This window comes from Amycolatopsis benzoatilytica AK 16/65, from assembly GCF_000383915.1.
Taxonomy (GTDB): domain Bacteria; phylum Actinomycetota; class Actinomycetes; order Mycobacteriales; family Pseudonocardiaceae; genus Amycolatopsis; species Amycolatopsis benzoatilytica.
This window is the reverse complement of record NZ_KB912942.1, coordinates 223,181-248,949: the sequence shown is the minus strand read 5'-3', so window position 1 is coordinate 248,949 and position 25,769 is coordinate 223,181. Positions and strand designations below refer to the sequence as shown.

The following is a 25,769-nucleotide window of genomic DNA, read 5'->3' as shown; positions in this document are numbered from 1 at the left end:
GCTCGGCTCAGGCCTCGGCCAGCCGCGTCGTCGCGACGTTGATCCGGGCGCCCGCGGCGAGCGTCCCGTCGTCCGCGACCAGCGGCCGGGTCGCCACCTTGAACGCCGTCTGCAGGCCTTTCAGCTGGTTCTCGTCCAGCGCCTCGACCTGGTAGTAGGTGTCCTGGCAGGTCTGCCACACCTCGTCCGGCGGACCGGACAGGTCCACCGTCATCTCGTGCCACTCGACCGGCGCGAACCCGGCCGGGCCGAGCAGCCCGTCGAGCCCTTCCCGGGTGCGGCTGCGCGGGTCGCCCGAGGCAGGCACCTGGCGCGTCTCCGCCACCACCGCGAACAGCGGCCGCGCGACCTTCGGGAACACCTCGAGCGCGCCCGTCCCGCCGCCGCCCACGCCGATCGCGAACACCCCTCGCGGCCGGAGCACCCGTACGGTCTCCGCGATGACCTGTTCGATGTCGGACATCAGCATCAGCGCCATGAATGACACGACCGCGTCATAGCTGTCGTCTTCGAAGGGCAGTTCTTGCGCGCGACCGGGGCGCAGGTCTGCCTCGGCGAGGCCGGTCCGGCCGCGCGCTGCCTCGACCTGTTTGCCGGACAGGTCGATGCCCGCCAGCTTCTCCGCACCGCGACCAGCGAGAACCGAGAGCAGCGCGCCGTCACCGCAGCCGAGGTCGAGCACCTGCCGAGCCCGGCCCACCTGGTCGGCGAACACCTCGTACACCGTGCGCCCGTCGACGGTGCCGCGCTCGGCCAGTTCGGACGCGGCTGCCGGGTTCCGGTCGTGGAAATCGCGCAAGAACTCTTCGGCGGGCGTCATCATGCCGCGACGGTAGCGCGAACCGTCAGGTCAGCAGACGGGTTTTCGCCAGGTTCACGGAGAGTCCCGCCGGCAACCGGCCGTCCGCGGTGCGCAGCCGCTCGGTCTCGGCCAAGAACGCCGAGCGCAACCGGGTCCGCTGGTCCTCGTCGAGGGTGTCGGTCGAGTAGAACGATTCGCAGCACAACGTCCACACCGTCTCCGGCGACGCGGTCAGGTCGATCTCGTACGGCTCCCAGGAAACCGGCGCGAATCCGGCCGGTGCGAGCACCTCGTCGATGCCCGATCGCTCCGAGGTGCGCCGCTCCTTCGTGTAGGTCGCCCGGCGTTCCTCCGGCACTTCGCGGAACAACGGCCGGGCCAGCTCCAGGAACACCCGGGTGGCACCGGTCGAATCGGGTCCGCCGACGACGATGGCGAACGTCCCGCGCGGCACCAGCACCCGGGCCACCTCCGCGGCGACCGTCTCGGGGTCGTCCATGAGCATGAAGGCCATGTGCGACACGACGGCCTCGAACGCGGCGTCGGCGAACGGCAGTTCCTGCGCACGTCCGTGCCGAAGATCCGCACCCGCCAGCTCCGGGCGCTTCCGGGCCAGCGCCAGCTGTCCCTCGGAGAGGTCCATGCCGGCCAGCTTTTCCGCGCCGTTGCGCGCGAAAACGGCAAGCAGGGCACCGTCCCCGCAGCCGAGGTCGAGCACGTTGCGGGCGGGCGCGACCCGGTCCGCGAGCACCTGGTAACTCGTCCGCCCGTCTCCGGTCACCCGGCCGGACTCGATCAGCACGGACATCGCGTCCGGTTTGCGATCGTGGTAGTCGCGCAGATAGTTCTCGGCAGCGGTCATGCTTCGAAGGTAGCGAATTCCTGGTACCCCGGTGGCCTGGACGACGCAGCACTGCTCGGCATCGACGTCGGGACGACCGCGGTGAAAGTCGCCGCGTTCGCACTGGACGACCAGGAACTCTGGGCGCATTCCGAGCCCTGCCCGATCAGCCTGCCGCATCCCGGCTGGGCCGAACAGGACCCGGAAGACTGGTGGCAGGCAATGGAAACCGCGCTGCGAACCGTCCTTTCCGGACTGCCCGCCGGCGCGGTGCGCGCGGCCGGAATCGTCCGCCGGGTCGACACCCATCTGCTGGTCAACGCCGCGCTCGTGCCGCTCGCCCCGGCGATCAGCTGGCCGGACCAGCGGAGGTCGCCGCGGAGCGGATTTTCCCCCGAATACTGACCTGACCAGCCAGTACGAGGCGTATCGGGCAGCGCACGAACGGCTGGCGAGAGCGCACGAACGGTTGGCGCGAGGGTGATCTAATGGCCGGTATGGAAACCCTCCGCTATGGCAGCGAGCCCAGCCAGTTCGTCGAACTCCACGGCGCCCCCGGCGGGCGCGGCACCGCCGTCTTGCTGCACGGCGGATGGTGGCGAGCGCGGCACGACCTGCACCAGCTCGACCCGATGGCAGCCGATCTGGTTTCCGCCGGCTGGTCTGTGGCGAACCTGGAATACCGCCGAATCGACGGCGACACCGGCGGCTGGCCGCAGACCTTGGACGACGTGCTGGCCGCGATCGCCGCCGTCGCCCCGTCGCCCTCGCTGCCGACCGTCGCGATCGGACACTCCGCCGGCGGGCATCTGGCCCTGCTGGCCGGAAAACGCCTCGGGCTGTCCGGCGTCGTGGCACTGGCCCCCATCACCGACGTGCCCCGCGCCCGCGCGGAAAACCTGGGAGAGGGCGCCGCCGGCCTGTTCCTGACCGGCGACGACCCGGCGGCGTCCCCGATCCGGCAACTGCCGATCGGGTGCCCGCAGCTCGTGGTGCAGGGCGATGCGGACGTCCGGGTCCCGGCACCGCACAGCCGAGACTACGTGGCCGCGGCAGTGGCGGCCGGGGACGAAGTGGAGTACCTGGAACTGCCCGGCGTGGACCACTTCCGGCTCATCGATCCGGCCGATGAACCGTGGAAACCGGCCCGGGGATGGCTCGACCGCCGGTTCAGCTGAAAGACTCAGCCGGATTCGGCGACCCAGCTGGAATGCACGGCGGGCACGGCCGAAGTCCGCAAGCGCTGCACATTTGACGCCTGCGGACACTGCCGTACGACCGCTGTCCGCGGGGACGGCGGTCAACCACTGCCCGCGGAGACGGCGGCCGACCGAGCCGGGTCCGGCCGCCCCTCCCGCTCACGAATCCGCCTCGACGAACCGGTGTCCAGCCGTGTTCTCGATGACGATCGCCGACACCTCCGCCGGGTCCACCACCGCCGAGCCGTACAGGCTCGCGCCGTCCTTCGCGGCTTGCTCGGAGACCAGCCAGCCGCCCGCGACCTGGCGTTCGCCCTTCTTCCCGAGGACCACCAGCAGGCACTTCTCCCCCGCCGGGATCCCGGAGACGGAAGCGTTCACCCGCACCCAGCCGGCCGCGGGCACGATGCTGGCGATCAGCCGGGTCCGTCCGCTCGCGTCCGCGCCGGTGAGGACCTTCGAGCCGGGGACAGGAGCCGGACTGGACATGACCGGCGAGGGCGGCACCGCGACCGCGGTCCCAGAAGTGCTGCGCCCCACCAGCACTCCGATCCCGAGCGCCGCGAGCACCACTACCGCCGCCGCGGCGAGCGCGAGCATCCGGCCGCGGTCGAACTGGGCGTGGGACTCCGCGCGGATCCGGTCCACCGTCCGCTGCACGACTCCGTCCGCGCCGACCGGCGGACCTTCCAGCAGCGCTTCCGGCGGCAGCTCGCCGAGGAAGCTCTGCACCTCCCGCAGCGAGGCCGCCTCCGCCCGGCACCGTTCGCACTCGGCCAGGTGTGCCTCGATGTCGCGCCGTTCGCCCGACGCGAGCTGACCGGACAGGTATCCCGCCAGGTCGACGTGCTCGTCGGCAGTGTTCATCCGGCCACTCCTTCCGCTCGCCGGAACTGTTCCCGCAACGCCCGCAAGCCGTAGTACGAGCGCGATTTGACCGTTCCCGGGGGAATTCCGAGCCGCTCGGCCGCCTCGGCGACGCTGCAGCCGTGCAGGTACATCTGCTCCAGCACCTCGCGATGCTCGGCCGAAAGCCCGTCCAGGGCGGCCAGCACGACCATCGAGTCCACGACCTGATCGGCGTGGTCCGCCTCGACCGGCCCGCCGGACGCCGACTCGGCCACCTCCCGCGGCCGCGCTTCCTTCGCCCGGGCCCGGTCGATCACCAGGTTGCGGACGACGGTCAGCAGCCATCCGCGCACCGACCCGCGCCCATTGACGAGGCTGTCCGGACTGCGCCACGCGCGGACGAGCGCCTCCTGCACTACGTCCTCCGCGGCCGCCCGGTCGCTGAGCAGCCGGGTGGCGTACGCGAGCATCGCGCGCCCATGCTCCTCGAACAGCGCGCGAACCAGCGCTTCGTCCGCAACCGCCCGCCGGTGACGAGCCCTGAACCCGGCCATCCCCGGATCATCCTCCCGATCGGGCGCGTTGTCCCGCACCCGCTCTCACTCAACCGCATCCGGCTCGCCCTTCGGGACCCGCCCAGAGGCGTGGTTCCGCCGACACGATAGGGGAACAGGCCGCTGGCAAGCCCCGGACCTGGGCTAAGTTCGAAAACGATCCGGCCGGAAGGCTTGTTCACCAGGTCGGCGCACGCCGGTGCCGTGCACTGGGATCACCGTCCCGGCCGCCCGACCGTCCTGGAGCCGCCGGGAGCGCGGCGCACACCGCACTCCCGGCGGTTCCGGGTGTCATCGGCGTTCCCCGGCCGCGAGGCGGACGCTGGGCCGCGCTCCCGGCGGCGGGGCTCGCGGTCTCCACAAAGGACTCAAGCCGCGGCGGCGGCCAGCTCGGGCAGCGCTACGGAGCTGTCCGCGCCGTCCCGGCATCGCGCGATCGCCCCCAGCCCCCGGAAAACGGTTCCCTCCGGCCCGGCGGCTCTGGCAGGATCGGGAGCTGTGCGGCCGCCGACGATCGCGTGCGACGAGTCCGGCGCGGAAGGCGTCAATCTGATCGGCGCGAATACCGCGGTGTTCGCGCACGCCGCTGTCCGGCTCGAACCGGAGGAAGCCGCGGCATGCGTCGCGCGGCTGCGGGAGCTCATCGGTTCGCCGGCGCGCGAGTACAAGGCCAACCATCTGTTGCGCGCAAAACATCGCGACGCGCTGGAATGGCTGCTCACCGAACCGCTCGCGGACGCGGCCAGTGTGCTGCTTGTCGACAAAGCACTTTTCCTCGCGGGGAAGGTAGTCGACCTGCTGGTCGACCTCACCCCGTATCCGGAGTGCCTCCGCCGCCGCCCGGATGAGCGCGCCCGTACGCTGCACCGCGACGGTCCCGCGCGGCACGGTGCACGACGTTGGGCGGACTTCCTCCGTTCTTTCACCGGGCTGCTGCACACGTCGAACCGCCGGCTTCCGGTGACCACCCCCGACGAGTTCTTCGCGCAGACCGACGTCCTGGGCGACCTGACGCACGCCCGTGGACCTCTCACCGGCTTGCGGGACCAGTTGCTCGCCGACCCTGCCCTGGTCCCGCCGCTCGACCCGCTGATGCCCGCCCTCGCCGACACGATCGCGTTCTGGCGTCCGGAAAACGTCATTCACGACGAGCAGCCGTCGCTGACCCCGGCCCGGCTCGCGCACCTGCTCGAACCGGTGCCGCCGCTGCGGTTCGTGGACTCGCGGTCGGAGCCGAGGGTGCAGGTCGCCGACTTCCTGGCTGGCGTCGCGCGCAGGCTCACCGAGCAGACTCTGCACGGCGAAGGCGACCCCGAGCTGGTCAAGCTGTTGCGGCCGTATGTTCTTCCCGCGTCGATCTGGATCGGCGAACCAGCGGACTGACCGCCGGGCCGGGCGCGCTCACGAGTCCCGCGGGTCGACCAGGTGCATGGCGGCTTCCTCCGCGGAGGCCGCGCCGCCGTCGATGCCGATGTCGGTCGCGTGCAGTTCGGCGTCGGTGTCCGGGCCGAAGCCCTCGTTCGTGGCCACTAGACGGCCAGCGCGCGAGTCGCCGACTTCGTTGTCGAGCAGTTCGCCGTCCGTGTCGTCCGTGTCGCCGAGACCGTCGCCGCCGCCGGCCGCTACGTCGGGGAGTTCGCGGGACAGCCTGCCCGCCCAGCTTTCGCCCGCGGCTTCCTCGGCCGCGGTGGTGCCCCAGTCTCGAGTCGCGAGCGGACGTTCCGGCGGCGAGTAGCCCTCGTCGTACGGATCACCGTCCTCGAGGGTGTCTTCGGGGTCGAGCAGGCCGGTGTCGGCGTTGTCTTCGATGTCGTCGTCCACTGCCGCCTCCTTCCGCGTGCTCAGATTACTGCCGGCGGCTAGCCGGGCCGCCCACCCCGGGGTGGCGGAACGATGACCTGGTGGAGCGGTCCTGCGCTGATAGCCGTGTTCGCCGGTTTCGGGCTGGCGTTCGTGCTAGTCGTGCCGTCCACCGCGATCAGCTGCCGCAAGCGCGGGGCCTCGGGCGCTAGGGCGGTAGCCGACACTCGCGCGGCCGTGCGAACGCTGGCCGCCTCGTCAGGGTGATGTCGTTTTTTCGCGAGGTTTGGCCGGCTCGGCGCGGCAGACTGGTCGGCGTGTACCAAGAAACCGAACGCTGCGTGCGCGCGGTGCAATCGAAAGACGACCGGTTCGACGGGTGGTTCTTCACCGCGGTGCTGACCACGCGGATCTACTGCCGGCCCAGCTGTCCGGTGGTGCCGCCCAAGGTCGAGAACATGCGCTTCTACCCGAGCGCGGCCGCCGCGCAGGCGGCCGGTTTCCGGGCGTGCAAACGATGCCGGCCGGACGCGTCGCCGGGTTCGCCGCTGTGGAACGAACGCGCCGACGTCGTGGCACGAGCGATGCGGCTGATCGGCGACGGAGTGGTCGATCGGGAGGGCGTGCAGGGGCTGGCCGCGCGGCTCGGGTACAGCGTGCGGCAGGTGGAGCGTCAGGTGCAGGCGGAGCTGGGTGCCGGGCCGCTCGCGCTCGCCCGGGCGCAGCGGGCCGAAACAGCGCGGCTGCTGATCGAAACCACGACGATGGCGATGAGCGACATCGCTCATGCGGCAGGGTTTTCGAGCATCCGGACGTTCAACGAGACCGTGCGCGCGGTCTTCGCGCTGACGCCGAGCGAACTCCGGTCGCGCGTCCGCGGCGGCAAACGGACCAGCTCGCCCGGCGTGCTGACGCTGCGGCTCCCGTTCCGGCAGCCGTTATGTCCGGACAACCTGTTCGGCCACCTGATCGCGACCGCGGTGCCAGGCGTCGAGGAATGGCGGGACGGCGCCTACCGGCGCACCCTGCGGCTGCCGCACGGCCACGGCGTCGTGGCGCTGCGTCCTGAACCGGATCACGTCGCCTGCCGGCTGAGCCTCGCCGACCTGCGCGACCTGTCCGCCGCGATCAGTCGCTGCCGGTGGCTGCTGGACCTGGACGCCGACCCCGTCGCGGTCGACGAACAGCTCGCCGCCGACCCGACCCTCGCGCCGCTCGTCGCCGCCGCCCCTGGCCGCCGGGTCCCGCGCACGACCGACGCCGCCGAGTTCGCGGTACGAGCGGTCCTCGGCCAGCAGGTCTCGACCGCCGCCGCCCGCACTCACGCCGCTCGGCTCGTGCTCGCGCACGGCACGCCGATCGAGGACCGCGAAGGCGGGCTGACCCACCTCTTCCCGTCGCCGGAAGCGTTGGCGCAGCTGGATCCGGAAACGCTGGCCATGCCGAAGACCCGCCGCTCGACCCTGCTGGGCCTGGTCGCCGCTCTGGTCGCGGGCCAGGTCGATCTGACGGTCGGCGGCGATTGGGTCGAGGCCCGGGCGCAACTGGCCGCGCTGCCCGGGTTCGGGCCGTGGACGGTGGAATCGATCGCGATGCGCGCGCTCGGCGACCCGGACGCTTTCGTCGCGACCGATCTGGGGGTGAAGATCGCCTCCGAGCAACTCGGCCTGCCGACCAGCCCCGCCGCTCTGATCGCGCACGCGGGTCGGTGGCGGCCGTGGCGCGCCTACGCCGTGCAGCACCTGTGGGCGACTGGGGACCACCCGATCAACCGGATCCCGGCGGCGTCGGCATGACAGTGGTGCACACCGTCATCGACAGCCCGGAGGGGCCGTTGACCTTGCTGGCCCAGGACGGCGGGTTGGCGGGCTTGTACATCGGCGACGCGCTGTATCGGCCTCCGCAGACCGCGTTCGGGCCGCGGGACGACCGGCCGTTCGCCGAGGCCGCGCGGCAGCTGGGCGAGTACTTCGCCGGCGTGCGGCGGGAGTTCGATCTTCCCTTGGCGCTTCGGGGAACCTCCTTTCAGGTGACGGTGTGGCGAGCGCTGCTCCGGATCCCGTACGGGGAGACGACGACTTACCGCGAACTAGCGGAGTCGATCGGGCGACCCACGGCCGCCCGTGCGGTGGGGGCGGCGAACGGGCGGAATCCGATCGGGATCGTGGTGCCCTGCCATCGGGTGCTGGGCACTGACGGGACGCTGACCGGGTATGCGGCCGGCGTGGAGTGCAAGCGGCGGCTCTTGGAGCTGGAGAAGGTCGGGCGGTAGGTACGGCGCGCGGGTTCCCCGGGCTCCGGCGGCCAGTGCGCCGCGGGGCGGCGAACCCGCCCCGCACCTCTCCGCTCCCGGCCGATCGCTTACCGGTACCAGCCGTTCACCGTGCCGAAGTCCAGCGCTCCGGTTACCTCTCCGTACGTGCCTTGGTTCAGCAGCTCGGCGGCCGCGTGATGGGCCAGCGAGTACGCGGCCTGGGCGATCGCCGTTCCCACGCTCACCCGGCGCACCCCGGCCTCGGCCAGTTCGGCTACGGCGGGCGCACCCGGCCCCGCCATGGCGCTCACCGGGATCGGGGCTGCCTTCGAGAGTGCGGCCAGCACCTCCAGGTCCGCCAAGCCGGGCACGAAAATGCTGTCCGCGCCCGCCTCCGCATAGGTGTTCGCCCGAGTCACAACGTCCTCGTAGCGGCCTTCCGGCTCGCCGACGCCGAACAGGTACACGTCGGTCCGGGCGTTGACCCACAGGTCCGCCAGGCCGGCCGACGCGGCGGCGGCGCGGGCGGCTCGCAGGCGTTCTGCCTGCTCATCGGGAGTGAACAGGGTGAGGGTGCCTGCTCGGGAGTCCTCCAGGTTCACGCCTACCGCGCCGACCGCGACGACGCCGGCGACGGTTTCGGCCACTGCGGCCGGTTCTGGGCCGTAGCCGCCTTCCACGTCGGCGGTCACCGGGACTTCTACCGCTGCGGCGATCTGGGCGATGACCTCGAGCATTTCCGCGCGGGTCAGGTGCTGGCCGTCGCCGCGGGCCAGCGCCCAGGAGACGCCTCCGCTGGTGGTGGCGACGGCCGGGGCGCCGGCCCGTTCGATCGCCACGGCGCTGCCCGCGTCCCAGGCGTTCGGGAGCACCAGAACGCCGTCCGAGTGCTGGTCGCGAAAGAGCTTTGCCTTGTCCTGCAACGAAGTCATGTGGGTTTCTCCCCAGTCGACGGCCCCGGGCGGGGCGACTGCGGAGGAACGTATCAGCGGGCACCGACAAAAACGGGGCCGCGAAGTCAGGGCAGGTCGAAGCCCAGTTCGCGGGCGGCGTCGACAGGGGTCGGCTGCGCCCAGCGGCGGGCGACGGCCTCGTGTGTGGACAGCGAACGCAGCTCGGCGCGGTCCAGGTAGAGGATGCCGTGCAGGTGATCGGTTTCGTGCTGGATGATCCGAGCTGGCCAGCCGGAGAGTTCCTCGTCCAGGACGGCCCCGGTTTCGTCGGCACCGCGGAGCTGGACGCGCAACGGGCGCGCGACGACCGCTTGCCAGCCGTGCACGCTGAGGCAGCCTTCGAAGAAAGCGGCGGTTTCCTCGCCCACTCGGGTGTACGCCGGGTTCACCAGCACACGAAACGGCAGTGGCGCGATGCCCCGGGCGGCGAGGGTGGATTCCGGGACGCCGGGGCGTTCGCGGGCGCCGTCTTCGACCACGGCGATCCGGACGGACAGACCGATCTGCGGCGCGGCCAGGCCGACGCCGGGGGCGGCGTGCATGGTCGCCTTCATCCCTTCGATCAACGCGGACAGCGCGGCATCGCTGAGTTCGCCGTCGTACGGCTTCGCGGCAGCGCGCAGCACCGGGTCGCCTGCCTGCACGATCGGCCACGGCAGGGGCTGGGCGAGCAGCTTTTCGACCTCTTCGGCGAGCACGGCGAACCCCTTTCCGACCGAACAACGGGACTATCGGCATGATCGCACTCGCGCGGAGCACGACACTCGCCCGGGGATCAGGCAAAGTGGCAGCCGTGGCCTACGACGTGAACGCGATCCGCAAGCACTTCCCCGCGCTAGAGGGCGGAGCTGCCCACTTCGACGGACCGGGTGGTTCCCAAGTCCCCGACGTAGTCGGCGAAGCAGTGTCGTCGACGCTGTGTGCCGCCATATCGAACCGTGGCGTTGTCACTGCCGCAGAGCGGCGCGCGGACGGCGTCGTGCGCGAAGCGCGCCAAGCGGTGGCAGACCTGCTCGGCGCGCGTCCGGAGGGCGTGGTGTTCGGCCGGAGCATGACGCAGCTGACGTACGACTTCTCCCGGACGCTCGCGAAGGACTGGGGACCGGGCGACGAGATCGTCGTAACGCGGCTGGATCACGACGCCAACATCCGGCCCTGGGTACAGGCCGCAGAGGCACGCGGCGCGACTGTGCGCTGGGCCGACTTCGACCCGGCGACCGGCGAGCTGTCGACAGCTTCTCTCACTTCGCTGCTGACGGACCGGACGCGGCTGGTCGCGGTGACCGCGGCGGGCAACTTGCTCGGCACGCGTCCCGACATCCCGGCGATCACGGCGGCGGTCCGCGAAGCGGGCGCGCTCAGCTACGTGGACGGCGTGCACCTCACGCCGCACTCTCCGGTGGACATCGCCGCATTGGGAGCTGACTTCTACGTCTGTTCGCCGTACAAGTTCCTCGGGCCGCATCTTGGGCTCCTCGCCGCCGCACCGGAACTGTTGGAGACGCTGCGGCCGGACAAGCTGCTGCCTTCCAGCAACGCGGTACCGGAGCGGTTCGAGCTGGGCACGTTGCCGTACGAGCTGCTCGCGGGCACGACAGCGGCTATCGACTTCCTCGCCGGCCTGGTACCCAGTGAGGGCACGCGGCGAGAACGGCTGCGTACGTCGCTCGAAGCACTCGAAGCGCACGAAGACGCACTGCTGCGACGGCTGGACGACGGACTGGCCGCGCTGCCGCGCGTCGTGCGGTACGGCTCGCCACAGCGGCGGCGTACGCCTACTGTCCTCTTCTCGGTCACGGGCAGCACGCCGCAGGCCGTGTACGAGCACCTTGCATCGCGAGGCGTCAACGCGCCGGCGGCGACGTTCTATGCGATCGAGTGTTCTCGGCACCTCGGCCTCGGCGAGGCTGGTGCCGTACGCGCGGGCATCGCGCCGTACACAACCGCAGCAGAGGTCGATTTGCTGCTCAACGCCGTTACGGAGCTGTGAATGAGTATCGAGACCACGGTCGACGGGCAGGTCACTACTGTCACCATCAACCGGCCCGAGAAGCGCAACGCGCTCTCGAAAGGGATGTACCTCGCTCTCGCCGAAGCCTTCAACACGGTCAGCACTCCGATCGTCGTCCTTACTGGGTCGGGCGGCGCGTTCACCGCGGGCAACGACCTCGGCGACTTCCTCGCGCACGAAGCAGGCGACCGGCAGAAGACGCCCGCGCGGATCTTTCAGGAGGCGCTGCTCGCGACGCGGGCTGTCGTGCTGGCGTCGGTCGACGGTCCGGCTGTCGGGATCGGCGCGACCCTGCTGCTGCACTGCGATCTCGTCTACGCGACAGAACGCAGCTACTTGCAGTTCCCGTTCGTGCCGTTGGGGCTTGTGCCGGAGTTCGGCAGCAGCTACGCACTGCCGCGTCGAGTGGGCCCTCAGCGCGCGACGGAGCTACTGCTGTTCGGTGAACGACTGCCTGCGGCCGAAGCCGCGCAGCTGGGGTTGGTCAACGAAGTGCTCGAAGACTCGACGGCGCTCCGCAAGCGAGTGCCGGAACGCGCAGCGACCCTCGCGACCCGGTCTATGCGAGCGTTGCAGGCGACGCGCGCGCTGTTGCACGACCGCACGGACACGAGCGTCGAAGCGCGGATGGACTCCGAGACCGCGCACTTCGGCGAACTGCTGCACGATCCGGACACGGTAGCGACATTGCGCGCGAAGCTCAGCCGCTAGCGACGACGCCCCTTCTCGACCGCGGTGTCGAGCAGCGGGCCCAGTTCGGTGACGACTGTGTCGAGAGCCGAAACATCGCGCTGGGCCCGCGCCAGCACCACGGCTCCTTCGAGCGCACTGATCATCACCACTGCCAGCGAAACAGCACGCGCGGCGGGCACACCCATCTGCTCGAGCGCTGTGACGATGGGCTTTCGCCACAGCAGGAACGCGTCGTTCGCGCGCTCCCGCAACAGGTCTGCCGGACTGTCGGTGACGGCGGCTACCAGCGGGCAGCCGCCCTCGAAGCCGATGTCGAGGAATTCCGCCCGCCACTGTTCGACTATCGCCGCGAAGAACGCAGACGGCGACGGCTCGGCAAGCGAGCCCAGTGCGCGCGCGACGCGACGTGCGGCGTAACGGCCAGCCCAGTCGATGGCTTCTCCGAACAGCTGCTCCTTACCGCCCGGGAAGTAGTGCTGCAGCGACCCCCGCGGCGCTTCGGCATGTGCCACCACTTCGCGCATACCGGTGCCGCTCAGACCTCGCATACGCAGCAGCTGCGCAGCGCTGATGACCATCCGGTCGCGCGCCGGCCGTTCCGCCATCGAGAGCCTCCTTCGTGACCGTCAGCTCGAACTCATTCTCCCCGCCGTACCCGGGAGCGAAGCGGAACCCGCACGCCCGCAGCAGTCCTTCCGCTGCGACGTTGCCCTCCTGCACGGTGGCGTGCAGTGTCCAGCCGAGCCACCGTTCGCCGCCGGTGACCAGGCCGACCAGGCCGCGCGCGATCCCCCGCCGCTGCCATCCGTCGGCGACGAGCAACCCCAGCTCGACGCGGCGCTCGTCGTCCGGGACCGCGTTCAGCAGCCCGGCCGGAACGCCGGACGCCTCCGCGACCAGCGAGGTGCCGGCGAGGAGAAACCGCCCGTATCGGGCCAGGATCTCGTCCGGCTCGAACGCGCGGCCGAGGGTGAACCGGCGACGCAGCGACTCCGGCGAGGAAGCCCGGACCAGCTCGGCCACCGAGCCGGCGGTGGCCGGCCTGATCGCTGTTATGACAGTCGTCATAACAGCAGGGTGGCACAGCCCGCGTGCTATGACAAGCGTCATGGCCGAGGTCACGCTGCCGGCACGGCCTCCGCCGCCCACCGGGACCCCGAGCGGCGGACCGCCACCGGTTTCGCGCAAGCGGAATTCACCGTTCGTATCCGCGATACCCCATCGGCGGTAATTCCACCGATTAATCGGGCGGCGACCACGATCCGTGTCCGCCGGGCCTCTTCGGGTGAAAACGGTTCCCGATACCTTCGCAGACCGCCGATTCTTCCCTATATTTTCCCCGGACGCTCCGGCCTGCGCAGCAAAGGGGACACGGTCATGACCCAGTCGATCGAGGTTTCGACGAAAGAATTCGTCCTCGACTGGACGATGCAGGGCGCGGAGGGCGGCCGCGTACGGTTCACTCTCTCCGGCCAGGTCAGCCTGCTCGACGACAAGCGATTCTACAAGGTCGACGGGGTGCTTTACATCGCCGAGGGCAGCGCGTACTGCCAGGAGATCGGGAACCCGCGGCTGCACGTGCGGCGCAACGGGGTCGAGGAGACCGGGCGGCAATGGGGCTGGGAACCGATCAGTTCCCGCAAGAGCGCGAACCGGCTCTGCACAATGGACGGCTATTTCGTGCGCACCGGGTACTGGGCGCCCGCGGACCGCAGCATCCAGCTCGGAATCGTCGCCGAACACGGGATCACCCGGCGACGTTCGCACAGTGCCACCACGACCATCCGGCTGATTCCCTGAACAATTTTCCGGAAACCGCGTTTCAGCGGGTTCGCGGGCACCGGCCGGAATGAGTTTTCCGATCCGCCGTGAGCCCGCCGAGCCGAAGCCCCGTCCACCGGGCACTCAACCGCCGACAGCCCGCTCCGCCGTCGACCGAGAGGACCCGCCACCGCCTGCCGACGAGAACCCGACCGGTCGGGATCCGCGCTCCATCGGCACCGAGCCGTCCGAAGACCAAGGCCCGCAACCGATCCACCGCATCCTTCCGGCGCGGATCGACCCTAGCCCCATTGGCCTGGACCACTCGTCGCCCGGGCCGGACCCTCGCCGCTATCTGTCACCCAAACGGGTAGTCGACCGCCGCCGAAGTAACCAGAAACACACCGAATCCCCAGGAAAAGAGGGAAAAACGTAGTCCGGGACACAGCGTTCCCGGGCGCAGCGGAGGACCATGGGAGCCATGCGGAACAAGACAAGGGCAGGCAGACCACCACACCCCAGCAAACGATTGCTCCGACGGTTCGGCGCCGTACGCAACCCGCTCGTCCGCCGATCGGATCGGATCGAGGGCATCCTCGTCGCCATCTTCGCGCTGATCGCCTTGATCGCGGTCCCGTTCGCGATGACGATCGGCAGTGCGGACATTTCTTCCGAAACCGCCGCATCGGACGCGCAGCTGCAGTCCCGGCATCAGGTGACCGCCACCGTGCTCGCCACCGCCGCTCAGCCCGCCGCGTCGGTCGGCGACAGCGCGCCGATCGCCAACACCGCTCGCGTGAACGCCGTCTGGCAGCCGCCGCACAGCGCGCAGCGCACCGGCGTCATCACGGTGCCGAGCGCGTCCGCGGTCGAAGGCGCGACCACGGACATCTGGCTGGACGACTCGGGCAAGCAGACCACCGCTCCGCTCACGCACGCGGACGCGGTCACCAACGGTGTTCTCGTCGCCGCCTTCAGCTGGCTCTGCGCGGCCGGAGTACTGGCCGGCGCGTTCTGGATCGCCCGCCGGGTGCTGGACCGCCGCCGCGCGGCGCGCTGGGCCGAGGACTGGGCGCAGTTCGCCGGCCCGGAGGCAGTCCGCTAGCTCCCCTGCTGCCTCCGGGCCCGCGCTCGGCGGACCGAACGGGGCGACACCCCCAGCGTCGCCCCGGGCCGGTACTACGCCTTCCGCACTGCCCCGGTCTACCGAATTAGCCACCAGCTAACTCGGCTGCGCACAGTCTTGTGGAACCCTCCGGCGATTGTCAACTCTGAGCTAATCTGAGATAGTCGAGTTAGCTGAGAGCGATCAGCTGCATACCGGAGGGGCGAAGCAGCATGTCCGAAGACACCCGGCCCACGCTGGCTTCCAGACTCGACGACCTGTTCCGCACCGTGCGCCCGCAGGGCAAGCACTGGACGAACGCCGAGGTGGCAGCCGAGCTGAAACGGGTATCGCCGGAGCTGAAGGTCGGCGGCGTGTACCTGTCGCAGCTGCGCACCGGCAAGCGCACCAACCCGTCCCAGGAGCTGCTGGCCGCGCTGGCGAAGTTCTTCGGCGTGTCCGTCGCCTACTTCTTCGACGAGGAAGTCGCCGGGTCGGTGCTGGCCGAACTGGCCGCGGTCGAGGCGATGCGCCAGGCGGGCGTCCGCGCGGTCGCGATGCGCGCGGCCGGAATGCGGGAAGAGAACCTCCAGGCGATCACCACGATCATGGACCAGTACCGCAAGATGCAGGGCCTGCCGCCGGTCAGCGACGAAGCCTCGCAGTGACCGGGCCGGACGCGCCCCGGCGCGAACAACTGGGTCCGCAGCGGCGCGAGCAGCTGCGGCGGATGCGGGACGAGGGGGCTCGGCGGATCGCCGAGCTGGGACTGCCGGCCAAGTACGACCTGGCCACGCTGTGTGCGCGGCTCGGGGAGATCCGGGATCGGCCGATCACTTTGGTGCCGTTGCCGATGCCCGCGTCGCATCCGTGCGGAATGTGGGTGGCGGCCCGGGGCGAGGACCTGATCTTCTTCGACGCCAACACAACCGGCGCGCACCAGGAGCACATTATCTTGCATGAGCTTGGGCACATCATCTGCTGCCATCGCGGGTCCGGGCTGCTGGACGACGAGAGCGCCCGGTCGCTGTTCCCCAATCTGGATCCGGACATCGTCCGGGACATGCTGATGCGGGCCACCTACGACGACGCGCAGGAGCAGGAGGCGGAGATCATCGCGTTTCTGCTTTCCGAGCGGATGGGGCCGGTCGCCGAGGCCGTCGAGGATCGGCCAGCGGACGGAGAGAAGCCGATGGATCGGATCGAACGGACGTTGCTGTAAGGCTTGAGTCGGCCGGCAGCGAGAATGGTGCTACCCGCTTTCTCCGGTGATCGGCTCGGTTGGCTGCTGGATCTCGAATACCGGGTGGTCACCCGGGTCAGGGAGCGAACGAAAACATCGCTCCACGGCGCGCCCGGCGACTTTGCGGTAAGCGTCGATGATCTCGGCTCGTTGGTTGACCGGCACCTCGCGGGCTTGGAAGCGCACTGGCGGCTGGTGACCGAGCAGTTCGCCCCCGCCTGCGGCACGCAGGTTCCGCACCCAGTCGGACACTCCGTAGGGTGCCACCAGGTAGCGACGCGATCCCACTTGAACGGGGATGATCGGGACGCGTTCTGGCACCCCGGTGCGGCGGCCGGTAACGGTCAGCTGCTCGACGCCGCCGATTTTGAGCTTGCCGGCGACCGGGTTGACCACGCGCCGGGTGAACCCCGGCGGTTTCAGATATGCCATTGCCTCGCCTCTCGTTGCGGTTTGGTCGTTTCACGTCTTCGCGGTCGCCGGCCAGGGGCGTAGGTCCGCGCACTTCCCGTCCCACGGTCTCCTGGTGCGAGGGAGCCAATCGCGAGCACCGGAGCCAATGACCAGCAGCGACGAGAGGACGTCGTCGTACCCGGCGTCGATGCCGGGCAGACCCGGATTCCGTCCCGAACTACGCCCCGCCGACGGGGGTGCCTTCCAAATGCTTCTTCAGGCTCGCCCAGGTCCGCCGCTCCTGGCGCACTCCCAGCCAGGTGATCAGCGGCCCCGCCAATCGGATGACGCCCTTCGGCCGCACCTGGCCGGACCACCGCATGCGGGTGCCTGTCCCGGCTGGCTCGAACGTCAGCGTGTAGTCGATCTCGGCCTGCTTCATCGTGGTGGACGAGGCGAGCGTCTTCGGCCGGTCGTAGTCCTGATACTCGATGAGCAGGTCAGCGGTCCGTCCCGCCGACCGCACTGCCGATCTGAACCGGGTTCCCTTGCCGATCGGCCCGGCGGTGGCCTTCTCGGCGCGCACCATGGCGGGGTTGTACCGCGGTTCGTTGGTCTGGTCGGCGACGTAGTCGAACACCACGTCCACGGGACGACCGATCGTGATCTCGCCCTTGAATCTCGCCATCTCGATCCTCCAGGGAACGACGCCGCCTCTGGCGACCAGCAGACGGCAGACCTCCGCGCAGGACCAGAGCACTTCGGCCGTCGCCCAAGGGACGTCTGCCAGCTCACGACCAGAATGCGCGCCTCGGTCGGGCAGCGTCGGCGGAATGCGGTCGGAGCAAGCGAGGACGGCTACCCGCGGGTCAGGGCCGCCAGTTCGTTCTTGACGGTGGTCGCGGCGTAGTGCAGTTGGTCTTTCCGGTGTTCCGCGGTGATGAAGAAGCGCAGCCTGGTTTGTTCTTCGGCCACTGCTGGGTAGAGGATGGGGTCCACCACGATGCCGCGCTCGTAGAGTCTGGTCGCCAGTTTGAGAGTGGTGGTGGAGTCGCCCACGACGACCGGGACGACCGGGGTGCCCGCCGCGGATCCGGTGGCCAGCCCCGCGGTGGCCGCCAGTTTCAGGAACAGCTCCGAGTTTTCCCGCAGTCTGGTCAGTCGTTCCGGTTCCGCTTGCAGCAGTTTGAGCGCGGCCAAGGACGCCGCCGCATTGGCCGGAGTGATTCCTACGCTGTAGACGAAGCCGGACAGGGAGTAGCGCAGCCAGCGGATGGCGCCTGCCGATCCGGCCAGGTAACCGCCGCAGCCGGCCAGGGATTTGGACAGGGTGCCCATCCACAGGTCCACGCCGGACCGGTCTACCGCGAAGTGGTCGCCGATTCCGGCGCCCCGGGGCCCCAGGGTGCCGATGCTGTGCGCCTCGTCGACCATCAGCAGGGCGCCGTAGCGCCGCTTCAGCTCGATCAGGCTCGGCAGGTCCGCCAGGTCGCCGTCCATGCTGTACACGCCTTCCACGACGATCAGCACTCGGCGAAACCTCGACCGGGACCTGCGCAAGATGTCTTCCAGCCGGGTCATGTCGTTGTGCGGGAACGGCTGACGAGTGGCGCCGGACAGCGCGCAGCCTTGCAGGATGCTGTCGTGCGCCAGCGAATCGTGCACGATCAGGTCGCCGGGGCCGACCAGATGGCCGATCGCGCACACGTTGGTCGCGTGGCCGCTCACCAGGACCAGGCAGTCGTCGGTGCCCAGAAACGCGGCCAGCTGGGTTTCCAGCTCCCGCGACAAGTCGCGGTCGCCGGCCAGCAGCCGGCTGCCGGACACCGACGTGCCGTAGCGGTCCACGGCTTCGTGCACCGCGCTGGTCACCGCGGGGTGGCCGGCCAGACCCAGGTAGTTGTAGCTGGAGAACGAGAGGTACTCGCGGCCGGCGACGGAGGTCGTGGCGTCCATCCGGCCCTCGTGCTTGCGGAAGTACGGGTTGGGGACGCCCAGCTCGTCGAACTGGCGGAGGCGGGCGTCGATGGCGGCGGCTTCCGGGAACTCCTCGATCGCGGCACTCGCGGGGTCCCATTGGGGCGCGGCCGGAGCGGCAGCGGGGACAACCGGAAGCAGGTCGGCGGCTGGGGCCAGCAGGGCGGCGACCCGGCCGACGGTGATCTCCCGTTCCTGCTCGATGTCCACCGACACGCCAGGAAAGCGTTTGCGCAGCCGTGCTTCCAGTTCGGTCAGCATCAGCGAGTCGAAGCCGAGGTCGTCCACCAGCAGCTGCCCGGCGGACAGCTCGCTGACCGGGAACGCGGTCGTCCGGGCGACCTCTTCCAGCACGACAGCCAGCCCGTCCCGCGCCGACGACGTCTCCTCGTCCGCTTCCGCTGCCGGGGCCTGGCCGGTCCCGAGCGGGGCCAGCGCCTGGGCTTGCGCGAGCTTCTTGTCGTCCACCACCCAGTGGCGGCGCGGGCTGAGCGGGCTCGGCGGCAGCGTGCAGAGCGGCAGGCCGGCCGCCGACGGCCGCAGTCCGGCACCGGTCACCGCGCGGGCGGCCAGGTCGACCGGCTCGCCGTCCTCGACCCGCTCCTCCCCTGGCGCGACGACGCCAGCGAAGACACCCGGCACCAGTTCGCCGGTCTGGCCGGATTCCAGGACGACGGACGCGGTGCCGAGCTTCGCCGCCGCGTCGGCGACGCTGTCCGCCGCCACGGCCAGGCGCTCCGGAAACAACGTGCGCCGGGCGAGCGTTCCGGCTACCGCGGCCAGAGGCGGGTTCTCGCTGGCCAGCGTCTCGGCCATCTCGCGAGCGTGCCGCGCCAGACCCGCACGGTCGCGAGCAGTGAGCAGCAGCAAGCGCGGGCTCTCTGCCGCCTCGGCCGCCAGCTCCTCCGCTTCGACGACCACGTGCACGTTCGAGCCGCCGAAGCCGAAGGCGCTCACACCGGCTCGGCGCGGTCCGTCGCCGCCCCAGGGCGTGAGCCGGTCGACGACTCGGAGTCCGGCTTCGTCCAGTACCAGATGCCCGGCTTGGGCGAAGTCCGGCTGCGGGAGAATTTGTCCCTTGTGGACGGACAAAATAGACTTGATCAGTCCGGCGATACCAGCAGTGCCAAGGGAATGCCCGACCACGGACTTCACCGCGCCCAGGTAGGCCGGCCGATCCGCACCACGGCGCAGCTCCGCCAGCGCACTCAGCTCGACGTCGTCGCCGACCGCGGTCGCGGTGCCGTGCGCTTCCAGATAGCCGACTGAACCCGGGTCCACGCCGGCGTCCGCATAAGCCCGCCGCAGGGCGAGCAGCTGGCCCTCCCGCTGCGGCATCATGCCGCCTTTGACCGTGCCGTCGTTGGACAGTCCGACTCCGCGGATCACCGCGTACACGCGGTCTCCGGCGGCACGGGCGTCCGCGAGCGGGCGCAGCACCAGGACACCGGCCCCTTCGCCCAGCACGAAACCGTCGGCGCGACGGTCGAACGGGCGGCATTCGCCGGTGCGCGAGATCGCGCCGATCCGGCACAGGCCGACGAACAGGTCCGGCTCCAGGATCAGCTGCGCGCCGCCCGCGACGGCGATCTTGCAGCGGCCGGCGCGCAGCGCGAACACCGCGTTGGCCACCGCGGTGAGGCCACCGGAGCAAGCCGAGTCCAGCGCGTAGCTCTCGCCGTGCAGGTCGAAAACGTTGCTGATCGAGCTCGGGCCCATGTTGAGCAGCAGGCCGGCCATCGCGGTGGCGTGCAGGCTGCCCACCGCGGAGGCGGTCCCTGCCATCGCCGGGTCGCCCGGGCGGCCGAACTCGCCGCCGATCAGCTGGCGCAGCCGCAGGTGCAGCGTGCTCATCCCGCGGTAGCCGCTCTCGCTCAGCGACATCATCACCGACGTGTCGTCGCGGTCGAAGCCCTCGGCCTCCCAGCCCGCGTCTTGCAGCGCCTCGCGGGTCAGGTCGACCAGCAGCCGGTGCTGCGGGTCGAGCGATTTCGCCCGCCGCGGCGGAATCTTGTAGTGGCCGGCGTCGAACTGTTCGACCTCGTCGAGCAGCGCCATCCGGTCCGAGTAGACGCCCGAGCTGTCCCGGAAGTCCTCGGTGTAGAACGCGTCGCGCCGCCAGCGCGAATCCGGCACCCGCCGAAACTGCGGCTTCGGCTCGCTCAGCAGGCTCCAGTACTCGTTGACGTTGCGGGCCCCGGGAAAACGGCACCCCATTCCGACAACGGCGATGTCCTGGCTATTTTCGGATTTTTCCCACCCTGATCCCGCAGACGCCATGATGTGACTTCCTCGCGCCGATCCCCACCAGTCGGCCCCGAGATTGCCCGGTTCCGCCGGGTTTTTCAAGCGGTTCCGAAAATCCGAACGGAAAGGCGGAAAAAAATCAACCGACAGTAGCGGCGCGATCACGCCACCACGCGACGGTCGCCGCCGCCTGCTCCTTCTCCGATGTCGGAGCGATCCGGAGAATCTCTTGTGCCGCATGAGAATCCAGCACGAATGGCCGGTCGAACTGGTACCGGACCTCGTGCAGCTCGCGCAGCAGCGGAGACACGAATCCGGCCACTCGCAGTAACGCCGGAGAAAGGCGCTGCACCCCGACTGGCGCGACTCCGGCCGCCTCGCACAACAGCGCGACCATCACGCGGGCGGAGCGCGGTGCGCCGGTCGGCACGTGCCACGCGGCACCCCAGGTCTTTTCCTCCCGGGCCACCGCGACCAGCGTGCGCGCGACGTCCGGAAGGTAGGTCCAGCTGTGCGGCGCGTCCGGATCTCCCAGCACTTGCACCTTTCGCCCCTGCAGCACCGCGGGCACCACGCGGGCGGCCAGATGCCCGCCGTCGGTCACCCCCGGACCGAAGAAATCGGAGGCGCGCACCTCCACCGCACGAATGCGGCCTTCGGCGTGCAGTTCGAGCAGCTGCTGGGACAACAGCGCGCGGATCCGCCCCTTGGTCCCGGTCGCGGCCAGCGGCAGGTCCTCGGTGATCGGCCCGTCGACCGGGCCGTAGCCGTAGAGATTTCCGAGCGACACCAGGAGTGCGCCGGTCTGCTCCGCGGCCGCGCAGATCGCGGCTTGCAGCGGCGGCCAGTCCCGCGCCCACAGGTGATACGGCGGGCTCGCGCAGCTGTAGATCGCGGTCGCGCCTTCGGCAGCGGCGGCGAGCGCGGCGCTGTCCGTCGCGTCGAGCACGACGTGCTCCAGACCGGATTCTTCTTCGCGAGGCGAGCGGCCGATCACCCGCACCCGCTCGCCTTGGCCGGCTAGCAGCCGTGCGGTGGCCGCGCCGGCCGGCCCGAACCCGATCACCACGTGCAGACCCATAGCCGACACCCTAGCCACCTCCGCGGCCCGGCTCCGCAGTTCTCCTCGCAGACATCCACCGTTCATTTACCGGCCACTGTCCACTGGCCTGGACCAGTTCGGCGAGACCACCCCTTGACACTGAGTTCACCCAGGCCAGGACCTGTTTTCCGGCTCTAGGCGAGTACCGTGCGGTGGTGTATGGTCGCGCAACGTGGGCAGTTTCCGTTTGCTGTCCCATCGGGGGCAGTGACCGCACTACAGGGGCCGCGAATTGGACGCATTAAGGACCACGCTGTTCGCGCTGTCGGCGGCCTCCTCCTATACCGCGTTGTTGTACAAGCTCTTCTCCATGCGGCGCTCTTGGCGCGATCCGGCGTACATCGCGCTCATGACGACGCTGATCCTGCAATGCGTCACGTTCACATTCGGCGCGCTGTCCCCGAACCTCGGTTCGCTGTTCGGCGTGCCCAATCTGGCGATCCTGCTGTTGCATTTGGCGGCGGTGGCGTACTGCATCAGCGCGCAGCTGCTGCTGATGCTGTGGGCCAACCCGCTGAAAGAAATCCGCGCCCGGATCCGAGCCTGGATCCTGTCCGGGGCGGCCTTGTTCGTCGTGCTCACCGCGCTGTTCTTCATCAGCAACCGGAACGGCACGCCGGCTTCGGCGTACGCGTTCGGCAGCCGCGAGCCGCTGATCCTCACCTACCTGCTGCTTTTCATCATTTCCCAAGCGGTCCCGTGCGTCACCATCTACCGGCAATGCCTGCCCTACGCGCGCAGCACCTCCCGGGCGTGGCTTCGCCGGACGCTGCGGACGCTCGCCGTCGGCGCGGTCGTGCTGTTCTGCTACTGCGCCACGCGCACGGTCAACATCCTGAGCCCGGCGTTCGGCTGGCACCTCGGCAAGTGGGCGATCCTGCCGTCGGTGTTCAGCACCGCGGGAATCGTGATGGTGTCCTTCGGGCTGACCATGCCGTCGTGGGGCGAGCACGTGTCCGCGGTCGCCCGATGGCGGCGCAACTACAGCTCTTATCGCGCGCTCTACCCGCTGTGGCACTCGCTGTACCAGTCCTCACCGGGCATCGCGCTGGAACCGCCGTCCGCCGGCGAGCGCGACCGGCACTGGTCGGACCTGCACTACCGGCTGCACCGCCGCGTGATCGAGATCCGCGACGGCTGGCGCGCGCTGCGCCCGTACATGGACCGCGCCGACGGCGCCGAGCCGGGCAATGACCAGGCGGCAGCCGAGGCACGCAAGATCCGGCAGGCGCTGGCCGCGAAGACCTCCGGCGTCGCCCCGGCGGAAAGCCGGGACAACAGCGCGTTCGACGACCACAACGCTCAGACGTTCGCCGCCGAAGTCGCCTGGCTGACCCAGGTCTCCGAGGCTTACGGCCGGCTCGGCTGAGGCGGATCGGCCAGCAGCGTCTCGCCCTTGACCAGCCAGGCGAAGCCGAACGCGATCACCGCGAGCGACTCCAGCCAGACCGTCGGGTGCAAGGACACCGTCGCCGCGTTGAAGAACGCCGCGTTGATGACGAGCAGTGCGAGCGACACGAGCATCACCACGCCGCAAACGCGGTAAACGACGTTGCGCGAACGCTTGCGCGGGCTCGGCGTGCCGTCGGTCTTCGTGAACAGGAACAGGCAGAAGAACGCCAGGGTGAGGAAGAAGATCCCGGCGAACACGAGGTGCGCGACGCCGATGGCGTGCTCGACGGGAGTCGGCGCGGTCGGACTGGTCGGGAACAACGCGACGCCGATGCCGGCGACTCCGGCGACATTGGCCGCGATGTCGTCGATCCGCCCGTAGCCGCGGTAGGCGATCAAGAAGACGCCGATCGCGCACAGCGTGCCGACGAAGACGTTGCGGAGATCGCTGTAGTAGTAACCGCTCAGCGAGCCGAGCAGGCCGCCGCCATCCACGATCTCCTTGCCGACGATCACCACGATCGGCAACGAAATGCCGAGCACGCCGATCGCGCGGCGGAGGAACAGGTAAGAGCGCACGAACGTGTCCACGGCACGGCCTCCCGAAGTCGTGCACTCTTTGTACCTGCCCGGTCACTCCCGCACCGGCTCAGCGGAGAAGTTCGTCCAGTTCGGCCAGCAGTTTCGCCTTCGGGCGCGCGCCGACGAACGAGCCGACCGGACGGCCGTCGCGAAACAGCATCAGCGTCGGCAGCGCCATCACCTGGTACGCGCGCATGGTTTCCGGGTTTTCGTCCGTGTTGACCACGCGGACGGTGAGGCCGGGCCGTTCGGCGGAGACCTCGGCGAGCACCGGCGCGATCATCCGGCACGGCGGGCACCAGTCGGCGGTGAAGTCGACCAGGACCGGCTGGTCGTGCTCCAGCACTTCGGCGGCGAAGGTGGCATCAGTCGTCATCGGGGCTCCTCGGGTCGGGTCCGGCGCAGGTGTCGGCCGGGTGCGCGGTGGCGGCGGCGAGTTTGTCCAGCAACGCGGAGCGGACCTCGGCGAGGTCCCGCATGCAAGCCTCGACCTCGGCGAGCTTGCGCCGGTACACGTCGACCGACGCCTCGCACGCGTCGCCGGCTTCGTGCCCGGTCCGGAGACAGTCGACGAACGGCCGGGTGTCGTCGAGGCTGAAGCCGACCGTGCGCAGGGTCTGGATCTCGGTGACCAGGCGAAGGTCGTTCTCGTCGTACTCGCGGTAGCCGTTCGCGGCGCGCGCCGCCGGGAGCAGGCCCTGCGCCTCGTAGAAGCGCAGGGCCCGGGTGGTCGTTCCAGTCCGCTTGGCCAATTCGCCGATCCGCATGTCCCGACGCTAAACCTTCTCGCTGACGTCAAGGCAAGGCGTGCGCACGCGGCTGCGGATATTCGCGGAACTTGACCGCGTTCGCCCCGCGATTGCCCAGGTACTCCCAGATCCGGCGGCCGATCGGGCCGGTCAGCGAGCGGTACATCCGGTTCCGCTTGCGGAGCGACTCGGCGGTGGCCGGCACGAGGAAGTCGCCCGAACCGGCGCCGTTCTTCTGCCCGACGCGTGCGGCCTTGCGCAGCCGCTGCTCATAGCGGGCGAAGGCGGTCACGTGGTCGCCGCCGGCGGCGGTCAGCTCGCCGGCCAGGATCTGCGCGCCCATCATCGCCAAGCCGGTGCCCGATCCGCCCGGCCCGGCGCACCACGCCGCGTCGCCGAGCAGCACGACCCGGCCGCGGGACCAGCTGTCGAGCTTGATCTGGCCGACGGTGTCGAAGTACAGATCGGGCGCGTCCGCGACGGCGGCCAGCAGCCGCGGCAGTTCCCAGCCGGCGTTGGCGAAGACCGCGGTCACGATGTCCTTCTGCCGGGCCAGGTCCGGCCGGCCGTAGCCGTCCGGGTCGCCGCGGAAGGCGAGGCCGACGGCGACCGCGTCCGGGTCGCGGTGATTGCTGATGATCGCGCCGATGCCAGGCTCGTTGTAGAGCACGCCGGCGTGGTCGAGGCGCAGGTGATTGGGCGCGGTGAAGCCGGCGACGTGGTAGCCGAGGCCGGTGCGGAACTTCGCCTCGGGACCGAACGCGGCGGTGCGGACGCCGGAGTGGATGCCGTCCGCGCCGACGACCAGGTCGAACCGGCGCGGCGCGGCGTGGCGGAAGGTGACGTCGACGCCTCCGGCGGTCTCCGCGAGCTGGGTGATCCGGTCGCCGAAGACGTAATCGGCGTAGCCGTTGGTGTGCTCGTAGAGGATGCGGGCCAGGTCGCCCCGCAGGACTTCCAGCTCGCCGTTGGTGAAGCCGGGCGGCAGGGTGAAGGCGGGCTGGCCCTCGGGGTCGAGCTGTACCTGCTCGCGAAGTGCGGTCTCGTGTGCCTTGAGGTCCTCGAACAGGCCCATCGCCTTGACGAGCTTGACCTGCTCGCCGCGGAAGTCGACGGCCTGCCCGCCCGGCCGCAGCTGCGGCGCGGCCTCGACGACAGTCACCGAATAGCCGGCGCGGTGCAGCCAGTAAGCGGCGGACGGACCCGCGACGCTGGCACCGGACACGAGAACGGTCTTGCTGGTCATCTCTGCTCCCCTGGGT

29 protein-coding genes are annotated in these 25,769 nt (G+C 70.1%); 12 read left to right on the top strand and 17 right to left on the bottom strand.

The features are described 5' to 3' along the window. Window positions 1–7: 7 nt before the first annotated feature. Both AMYBE_RS0101190 and AMYBE_RS0101185 read right to left on the bottom strand, forming a co-directional pair. Entirely contained in the window at window positions 8–823 is an 816-nt protein-coding gene (locus AMYBE_RS0101190) for a class I SAM-dependent methyltransferase (RefSeq protein WP_020657495.1), read from the bottom strand. A 22-nt stretch (window positions 824–845) separates the two neighbouring features. Next, the gene (locus tag AMYBE_RS0101185; RefSeq protein WP_020657494.1) at window positions 846–1,664 is read right to left on the bottom strand and encodes a class I SAM-dependent methyltransferase; all 819 of its coding nucleotides are present in this window, start codon (window positions 1,662–1,664) and stop codon (window positions 846–848) included. Between AMYBE_RS0101185 and AMYBE_RS0101180 the strand changes: the two genes are divergently transcribed. Beyond that, a complete protein-coding gene (locus AMYBE_RS0101180; RefSeq protein WP_020657493.1) occupies window positions 1,629–2,048 on the top strand; it encodes an FGGY family carbohydrate kinase in 420 nt (139 codons plus the stop codon). The genes AMYBE_RS0101185 and AMYBE_RS0101180 overlap by 36 nt on opposite strands. An 83-nt stretch (window positions 2,049–2,131) precedes the next feature. Continuing rightward, window positions 2,132–2,821 (top strand): alpha/beta hydrolase family protein, encoded by a 690-nt coding sequence (locus AMYBE_RS0101175; protein WP_034286686.1) that lies wholly within the window; start codon window positions 2,132–2,134, stop codon window positions 2,819–2,821. A 180-nt stretch (window positions 2,822–3,001) separates the two neighbouring features. Here AMYBE_RS0101175 and AMYBE_RS0101170 read toward each other — a convergent pair whose 3' ends face one another. Both AMYBE_RS0101170 and AMYBE_RS0101165 read right to left on the bottom strand, forming a co-directional pair. Next, complete coding sequence (locus AMYBE_RS0101170; RefSeq protein WP_020657491.1) at window positions 3,002–3,709, bottom strand: anti-sigma factor family protein; 708 nt, start codon at window positions 3,707–3,709, stop codon at window positions 3,002–3,004. Continuing rightward, entirely contained in the window at window positions 3,706–4,245 is a 540-nt protein-coding gene (locus AMYBE_RS0101165; protein WP_020657490.1) for a sigma-70 family RNA polymerase sigma factor, read from the bottom strand. Before AMYBE_RS0101165 ends, AMYBE_RS0101170 begins: the two co-directional genes overlap by 4 nt. 498 nt (window positions 4,246–4,743) lie before the next feature. Between AMYBE_RS0101165 and AMYBE_RS0101160 the strand changes: the two genes are divergently transcribed. Then, window positions 4,744–5,628 carry a DUF3800 domain-containing protein gene (locus AMYBE_RS0101160; protein ID WP_020657489.1) on the top strand — a complete coding sequence of 295 codons (885 nt, stop codon included), beginning with the start codon at window positions 4,744–4,746 and terminating at the stop codon, window positions 5,626–5,628. An 18-nt stretch (window positions 5,629–5,646) separates the two neighbouring features. Here AMYBE_RS0101160 and AMYBE_RS0101155 read toward each other — a convergent pair whose 3' ends face one another. Then, on the bottom strand, window positions 5,647–6,066 hold the full coding sequence (locus AMYBE_RS0101155) for a DUF5709 domain-containing protein (RefSeq protein ID WP_020657488.1): 420 nt from the start codon (window positions 6,064–6,066) through the stop codon (window positions 5,647–5,649). Window positions 6,067–6,362: 296 nt separating this feature from the next. On the opposite strand from AMYBE_RS0101155, the gene AMYBE_RS0101150 reads away from it, so the two are divergent. Further along, window positions 6,363–7,841, top strand: a complete 1,479-nt coding sequence (locus AMYBE_RS0101150) for an AlkA N-terminal domain-containing protein (protein WP_020657487.1) — start codon at window positions 6,363–6,365, stop codon at window positions 7,839–7,841. Continuing rightward, a complete protein-coding gene (locus AMYBE_RS0101145; protein WP_020657486.1) occupies window positions 7,838–8,317 on the top strand; it encodes a methylated-DNA--[protein]-cysteine S-methyltransferase in 480 nt (159 codons plus the stop codon). The genes AMYBE_RS0101150 and AMYBE_RS0101145 overlap by 4 nt, the downstream gene beginning before the upstream one ends. An 89-nt stretch (window positions 8,318–8,406) precedes the next feature. Here AMYBE_RS0101145 and AMYBE_RS0101140 read toward each other — a convergent pair whose 3' ends face one another. Continuing rightward, window positions 8,407–9,231: an isocitrate lyase/PEP mutase family protein gene (locus tag AMYBE_RS0101140; protein WP_020657485.1), complete on the bottom strand. Its 825-nt coding sequence runs from the start codon at window positions 9,229–9,231 to the stop codon at window positions 8,407–8,409. Between the two features lie 86 nt (window positions 9,232–9,317). Further along, window positions 9,318–9,950 carry a peptide deformylase gene (locus AMYBE_RS0101135; protein WP_020657484.1) on the bottom strand — a complete coding sequence of 211 codons (633 nt, stop codon included), beginning with the start codon at window positions 9,948–9,950 and terminating at the stop codon, window positions 9,318–9,320. A gap of 95 nt (window positions 9,951–10,045) precedes the next feature. Between AMYBE_RS0101135 and AMYBE_RS0101130 the strand changes: the two genes are divergently transcribed. Both AMYBE_RS0101130 and AMYBE_RS0101125 read left to right on the top strand, forming a co-directional pair. Further along, a complete protein-coding gene (locus AMYBE_RS0101130; protein ID WP_027927265.1) occupies window positions 10,046–11,242 on the top strand; it encodes a cysteine desulfurase-like protein in 1,197 nt (398 codons plus the stop codon). Continuing rightward, window positions 11,243–11,974: an enoyl-CoA hydratase-related protein gene (locus tag AMYBE_RS0101125; protein ID WP_020657482.1), complete on the top strand. Its 732-nt coding sequence runs from the start codon at window positions 11,243–11,245 to the stop codon at window positions 11,972–11,974. Here the strand turns inward: AMYBE_RS0101125 and AMYBE_RS0101120 are convergent. Both AMYBE_RS0101120 and AMYBE_RS45975 read right to left on the bottom strand, forming a co-directional pair. Continuing rightward, window positions 11,971–12,468, bottom strand: coding sequence for an LmrA/YxaF family transcription factor (locus tag AMYBE_RS0101120; protein ID WP_020657481.1), 498 nt, complete (start codon window positions 12,466–12,468; stop codon window positions 11,971–11,973). The two genes, AMYBE_RS0101125 and AMYBE_RS0101120, sit on opposite strands and share 4 nt — an antisense overlap. Beyond that, window positions 12,413–13,024 (bottom strand): GNAT family N-acetyltransferase, encoded by a 612-nt coding sequence (locus AMYBE_RS45975; protein WP_034286682.1) that lies wholly within the window; start codon window positions 13,022–13,024, stop codon window positions 12,413–12,415. Before AMYBE_RS45975 ends, AMYBE_RS0101120 begins: the two co-directional genes overlap by 56 nt. A gap of 309 nt (window positions 13,025–13,333) precedes the next feature. Between AMYBE_RS45975 and AMYBE_RS0101110 the strand changes: the two genes are divergently transcribed. The 4 genes from AMYBE_RS0101110 (at window position 13,334) to AMYBE_RS0101095 (ending at window position 16,044) form a co-directional block, all read left to right on the top strand. Continuing rightward, window positions 13,334–13,756 carry a hypothetical protein gene (locus tag AMYBE_RS0101110; protein ID WP_020657479.1) on the top strand — a complete coding sequence of 141 codons (423 nt, stop codon included), beginning with the start codon at window positions 13,334–13,336 and terminating at the stop codon, window positions 13,754–13,756. A 442-nt stretch (window positions 13,757–14,198) separates the two neighbouring features. Further along, the gene (locus AMYBE_RS0101105; protein WP_211226787.1) at window positions 14,199–14,822 is read left to right on the top strand and encodes an Rv1733c family protein; all 624 of its coding nucleotides are present in this window, start codon (window positions 14,199–14,201) and stop codon (window positions 14,820–14,822) included. 233 nt (window positions 14,823–15,055) lie between these two features. Continuing rightward, window positions 15,056–15,490, top strand: coding sequence for a helix-turn-helix domain-containing protein (locus tag AMYBE_RS0101100; protein ID WP_020657477.1), 435 nt, complete (start codon window positions 15,056–15,058; stop codon window positions 15,488–15,490). Beyond that, window positions 15,487–16,044 (top strand): toxin, encoded by a 558-nt coding sequence (locus AMYBE_RS0101095; RefSeq protein WP_020657476.1) that lies wholly within the window; start codon window positions 15,487–15,489, stop codon window positions 16,042–16,044. The genes AMYBE_RS0101100 and AMYBE_RS0101095 overlap by 4 nt, the downstream gene beginning before the upstream one ends. 30 nt (window positions 16,045–16,074) lie before the next feature. Here the strand turns inward: AMYBE_RS0101095 and AMYBE_RS0101090 are convergent, their stop codons facing one another. From AMYBE_RS0101090 to AMYBE_RS0101075, 4 genes are all read right to left on the bottom strand, one after another. Then, entirely contained in the window at window positions 16,075–16,497 is a 423-nt protein-coding gene (locus tag AMYBE_RS0101090; protein ID WP_020657475.1) for a nitroreductase/quinone reductase family protein, read from the bottom strand. A 199-nt stretch (window positions 16,498–16,696) separates the two neighbouring features. Continuing rightward, on the bottom strand, window positions 16,697–17,146 hold the full coding sequence (locus AMYBE_RS0101085; protein ID WP_020657474.1) for an SRPBCC family protein: 450 nt from the start codon (window positions 17,144–17,146) through the stop codon (window positions 16,697–16,699). A gap of 170 nt (window positions 17,147–17,316) precedes the next feature. Then, window positions 17,317–20,715 carry an aminotransferase class I/II-fold pyridoxal phosphate-dependent enzyme gene (locus AMYBE_RS0101080; RefSeq protein ID WP_084469846.1) on the bottom strand — a complete coding sequence of 1,133 codons (3,399 nt, stop codon included), beginning with the start codon at window positions 20,713–20,715 and terminating at the stop codon, window positions 17,317–17,319. A gap of 106 nt (window positions 20,716–20,821) precedes the next feature. Further along, window positions 20,822–21,763: an NAD-dependent epimerase/dehydratase family protein gene (locus AMYBE_RS0101075; protein WP_020657472.1), complete on the bottom strand. Its 942-nt coding sequence runs from the start codon at window positions 21,761–21,763 to the stop codon at window positions 20,822–20,824. Between the two features lie 253 nt (window positions 21,764–22,016). Between AMYBE_RS0101075 and AMYBE_RS0101070 the strand changes: the two genes are divergently transcribed. Then, window positions 22,017–23,153: an MAB_1171c family putative transporter gene (locus AMYBE_RS0101070; protein ID WP_020657471.1), complete on the top strand. Its 1,137-nt coding sequence runs from the start codon at window positions 22,017–22,019 to the stop codon at window positions 23,151–23,153. Here AMYBE_RS0101070 and AMYBE_RS0101065 read toward each other — a convergent pair. From AMYBE_RS0101065 to AMYBE_RS0101050, 4 genes are read right to left on the bottom strand one after another with little or no spacing between them, the layout of a single operon-like run. Continuing rightward, window positions 23,135–23,767: a hypothetical protein gene (locus AMYBE_RS0101065; RefSeq protein ID WP_020657470.1), complete on the bottom strand. Its 633-nt coding sequence runs from the start codon at window positions 23,765–23,767 to the stop codon at window positions 23,135–23,137. The two genes, AMYBE_RS0101070 and AMYBE_RS0101065, sit on opposite strands and share 19 nt — an antisense overlap. Before the next feature lie 58 nt (window positions 23,768–23,825). Further along, window positions 23,826–24,134, bottom strand: a complete 309-nt coding sequence (trxA, locus tag AMYBE_RS0101060; protein ID WP_020657469.1) for a thioredoxin — start codon at window positions 24,132–24,134, stop codon at window positions 23,826–23,828. Beyond that, the gene (locus AMYBE_RS0101055) at window positions 24,124–24,525 is read right to left on the bottom strand and encodes a MerR family transcriptional regulator (protein ID WP_020657468.1); all 402 of its coding nucleotides are present in this window, start codon (window positions 24,523–24,525) and stop codon (window positions 24,124–24,126) included. The genes trxA and AMYBE_RS0101055 overlap by 11 nt, the downstream gene beginning before the upstream one ends. 28 nt (window positions 24,526–24,553) lie before the next feature. Continuing rightward, window positions 24,554–25,753 carry an FAD-dependent monooxygenase gene (locus tag AMYBE_RS0101050; RefSeq protein ID WP_020657467.1) on the bottom strand — a complete coding sequence of 400 codons (1,200 nt, stop codon included), beginning with the start codon at window positions 25,751–25,753 and terminating at the stop codon, window positions 24,554–24,556. Window positions 25,754–25,769: the final 16 nt, after the last annotated feature.

Excerpts from the sequence above, each read along its gene's own strand:
- AMYBE_RS0101100 (WP_020657477.1), top strand. The coding sequence starts at position 15,056 with ATGTCCGAAGACACCCGGCCCACGCTGGCTTCCAGACTCGACGACCTG.
- AMYBE_RS0101085 (WP_020657474.1), bottom strand. The coding sequence starts at position 17,146 with ATGGCGAGATTCAAGGGCGAGATCACGATCGGTCGTCCCGTGGACGTG.
- AMYBE_RS0101075 (WP_020657472.1), bottom strand. The coding sequence starts at position 21,763 with ATGGGTCTGCACGTGGTGATCGGGTTCGGGCCGGCCGGCGCGGCCACC.
- AMYBE_RS0101140 (WP_020657485.1), bottom strand. The coding sequence starts at position 9,231 with ATGACTTCGTTGCAGGACAAGGCAAAGCTCTTTCGCGACCAGCACTCG.
- trxA (WP_020657469.1), bottom strand. The coding sequence starts at position 24,134 with ATGACGACTGATGCCACCTTCGCCGCCGAAGTGCTGGAGCACGACCAG.
- AMYBE_RS0101125 (WP_020657482.1), top strand. The coding sequence starts at position 11,243 with ATGAGTATCGAGACCACGGTCGACGGGCAGGTCACTACTGTCACCATC.
- AMYBE_RS0101145 (WP_020657486.1), top strand. The coding sequence starts at position 7,838 with ATGACAGTGGTGCACACCGTCATCGACAGCCCGGAGGGGCCGTTGACC.
- AMYBE_RS0101090 (WP_020657475.1), bottom strand. The coding sequence starts at position 16,497 with ATGGCATATCTGAAACCGCCGGGGTTCACCCGGCGCGTGGTCAACCCG.
- AMYBE_RS0101185 (WP_020657494.1), bottom strand. The coding sequence starts at position 1,664 with ATGACCGCTGCCGAGAACTATCTGCGCGACTACCACGATCGCAAACCG.
- AMYBE_RS0101170 (WP_020657491.1), bottom strand. The coding sequence starts at position 3,709 with ATGAACACTGCCGACGAGCACGTCGACCTGGCGGGATACCTGTCCGGT.
- AMYBE_RS0101175 (WP_034286686.1), top strand. The coding sequence starts at position 2,132 with ATGGCCGGTATGGAAACCCTCCGCTATGGCAGCGAGCCCAGCCAGTTC.
- AMYBE_RS0101080 (WP_084469846.1), bottom strand. The coding sequence starts at position 20,715 with ATGGCGTCTGCGGGATCAGGGTGGGAAAAATCCGAAAATAGCCAGGAC.
- AMYBE_RS0101190 (WP_020657495.1), bottom strand. The coding sequence starts at position 823 with ATGATGACGCCCGCCGAAGAGTTCTTGCGCGATTTCCACGACCGGAAC.
- AMYBE_RS45975 (WP_034286682.1), bottom strand. The coding sequence starts at position 13,024 with ATGACGACTGTCATAACAGCGATCAGGCCGGCCACCGCCGGCTCGGTG.
- AMYBE_RS0101050 (WP_020657467.1), bottom strand. The coding sequence starts at position 25,753 with ATGACCAGCAAGACCGTTCTCGTGTCCGGTGCCAGCGTCGCGGGTCCG.
- AMYBE_RS0101165 (WP_020657490.1), bottom strand. The coding sequence starts at position 4,245 with ATGGCCGGGTTCAGGGCTCGTCACCGGCGGGCGGTTGCGGACGAAGCG.
- AMYBE_RS0101110 (WP_020657479.1), top strand. The coding sequence starts at position 13,334 with ATGACCCAGTCGATCGAGGTTTCGACGAAAGAATTCGTCCTCGACTGG.
- AMYBE_RS0101055 (WP_020657468.1), bottom strand. The coding sequence starts at position 24,525 with ATGCGGATCGGCGAATTGGCCAAGCGGACTGGAACGACCACCCGGGCC.
- AMYBE_RS0101105 (WP_211226787.1), top strand. The coding sequence starts at position 14,199 with ATGCGGAACAAGACAAGGGCAGGCAGACCACCACACCCCAGCAAACGA.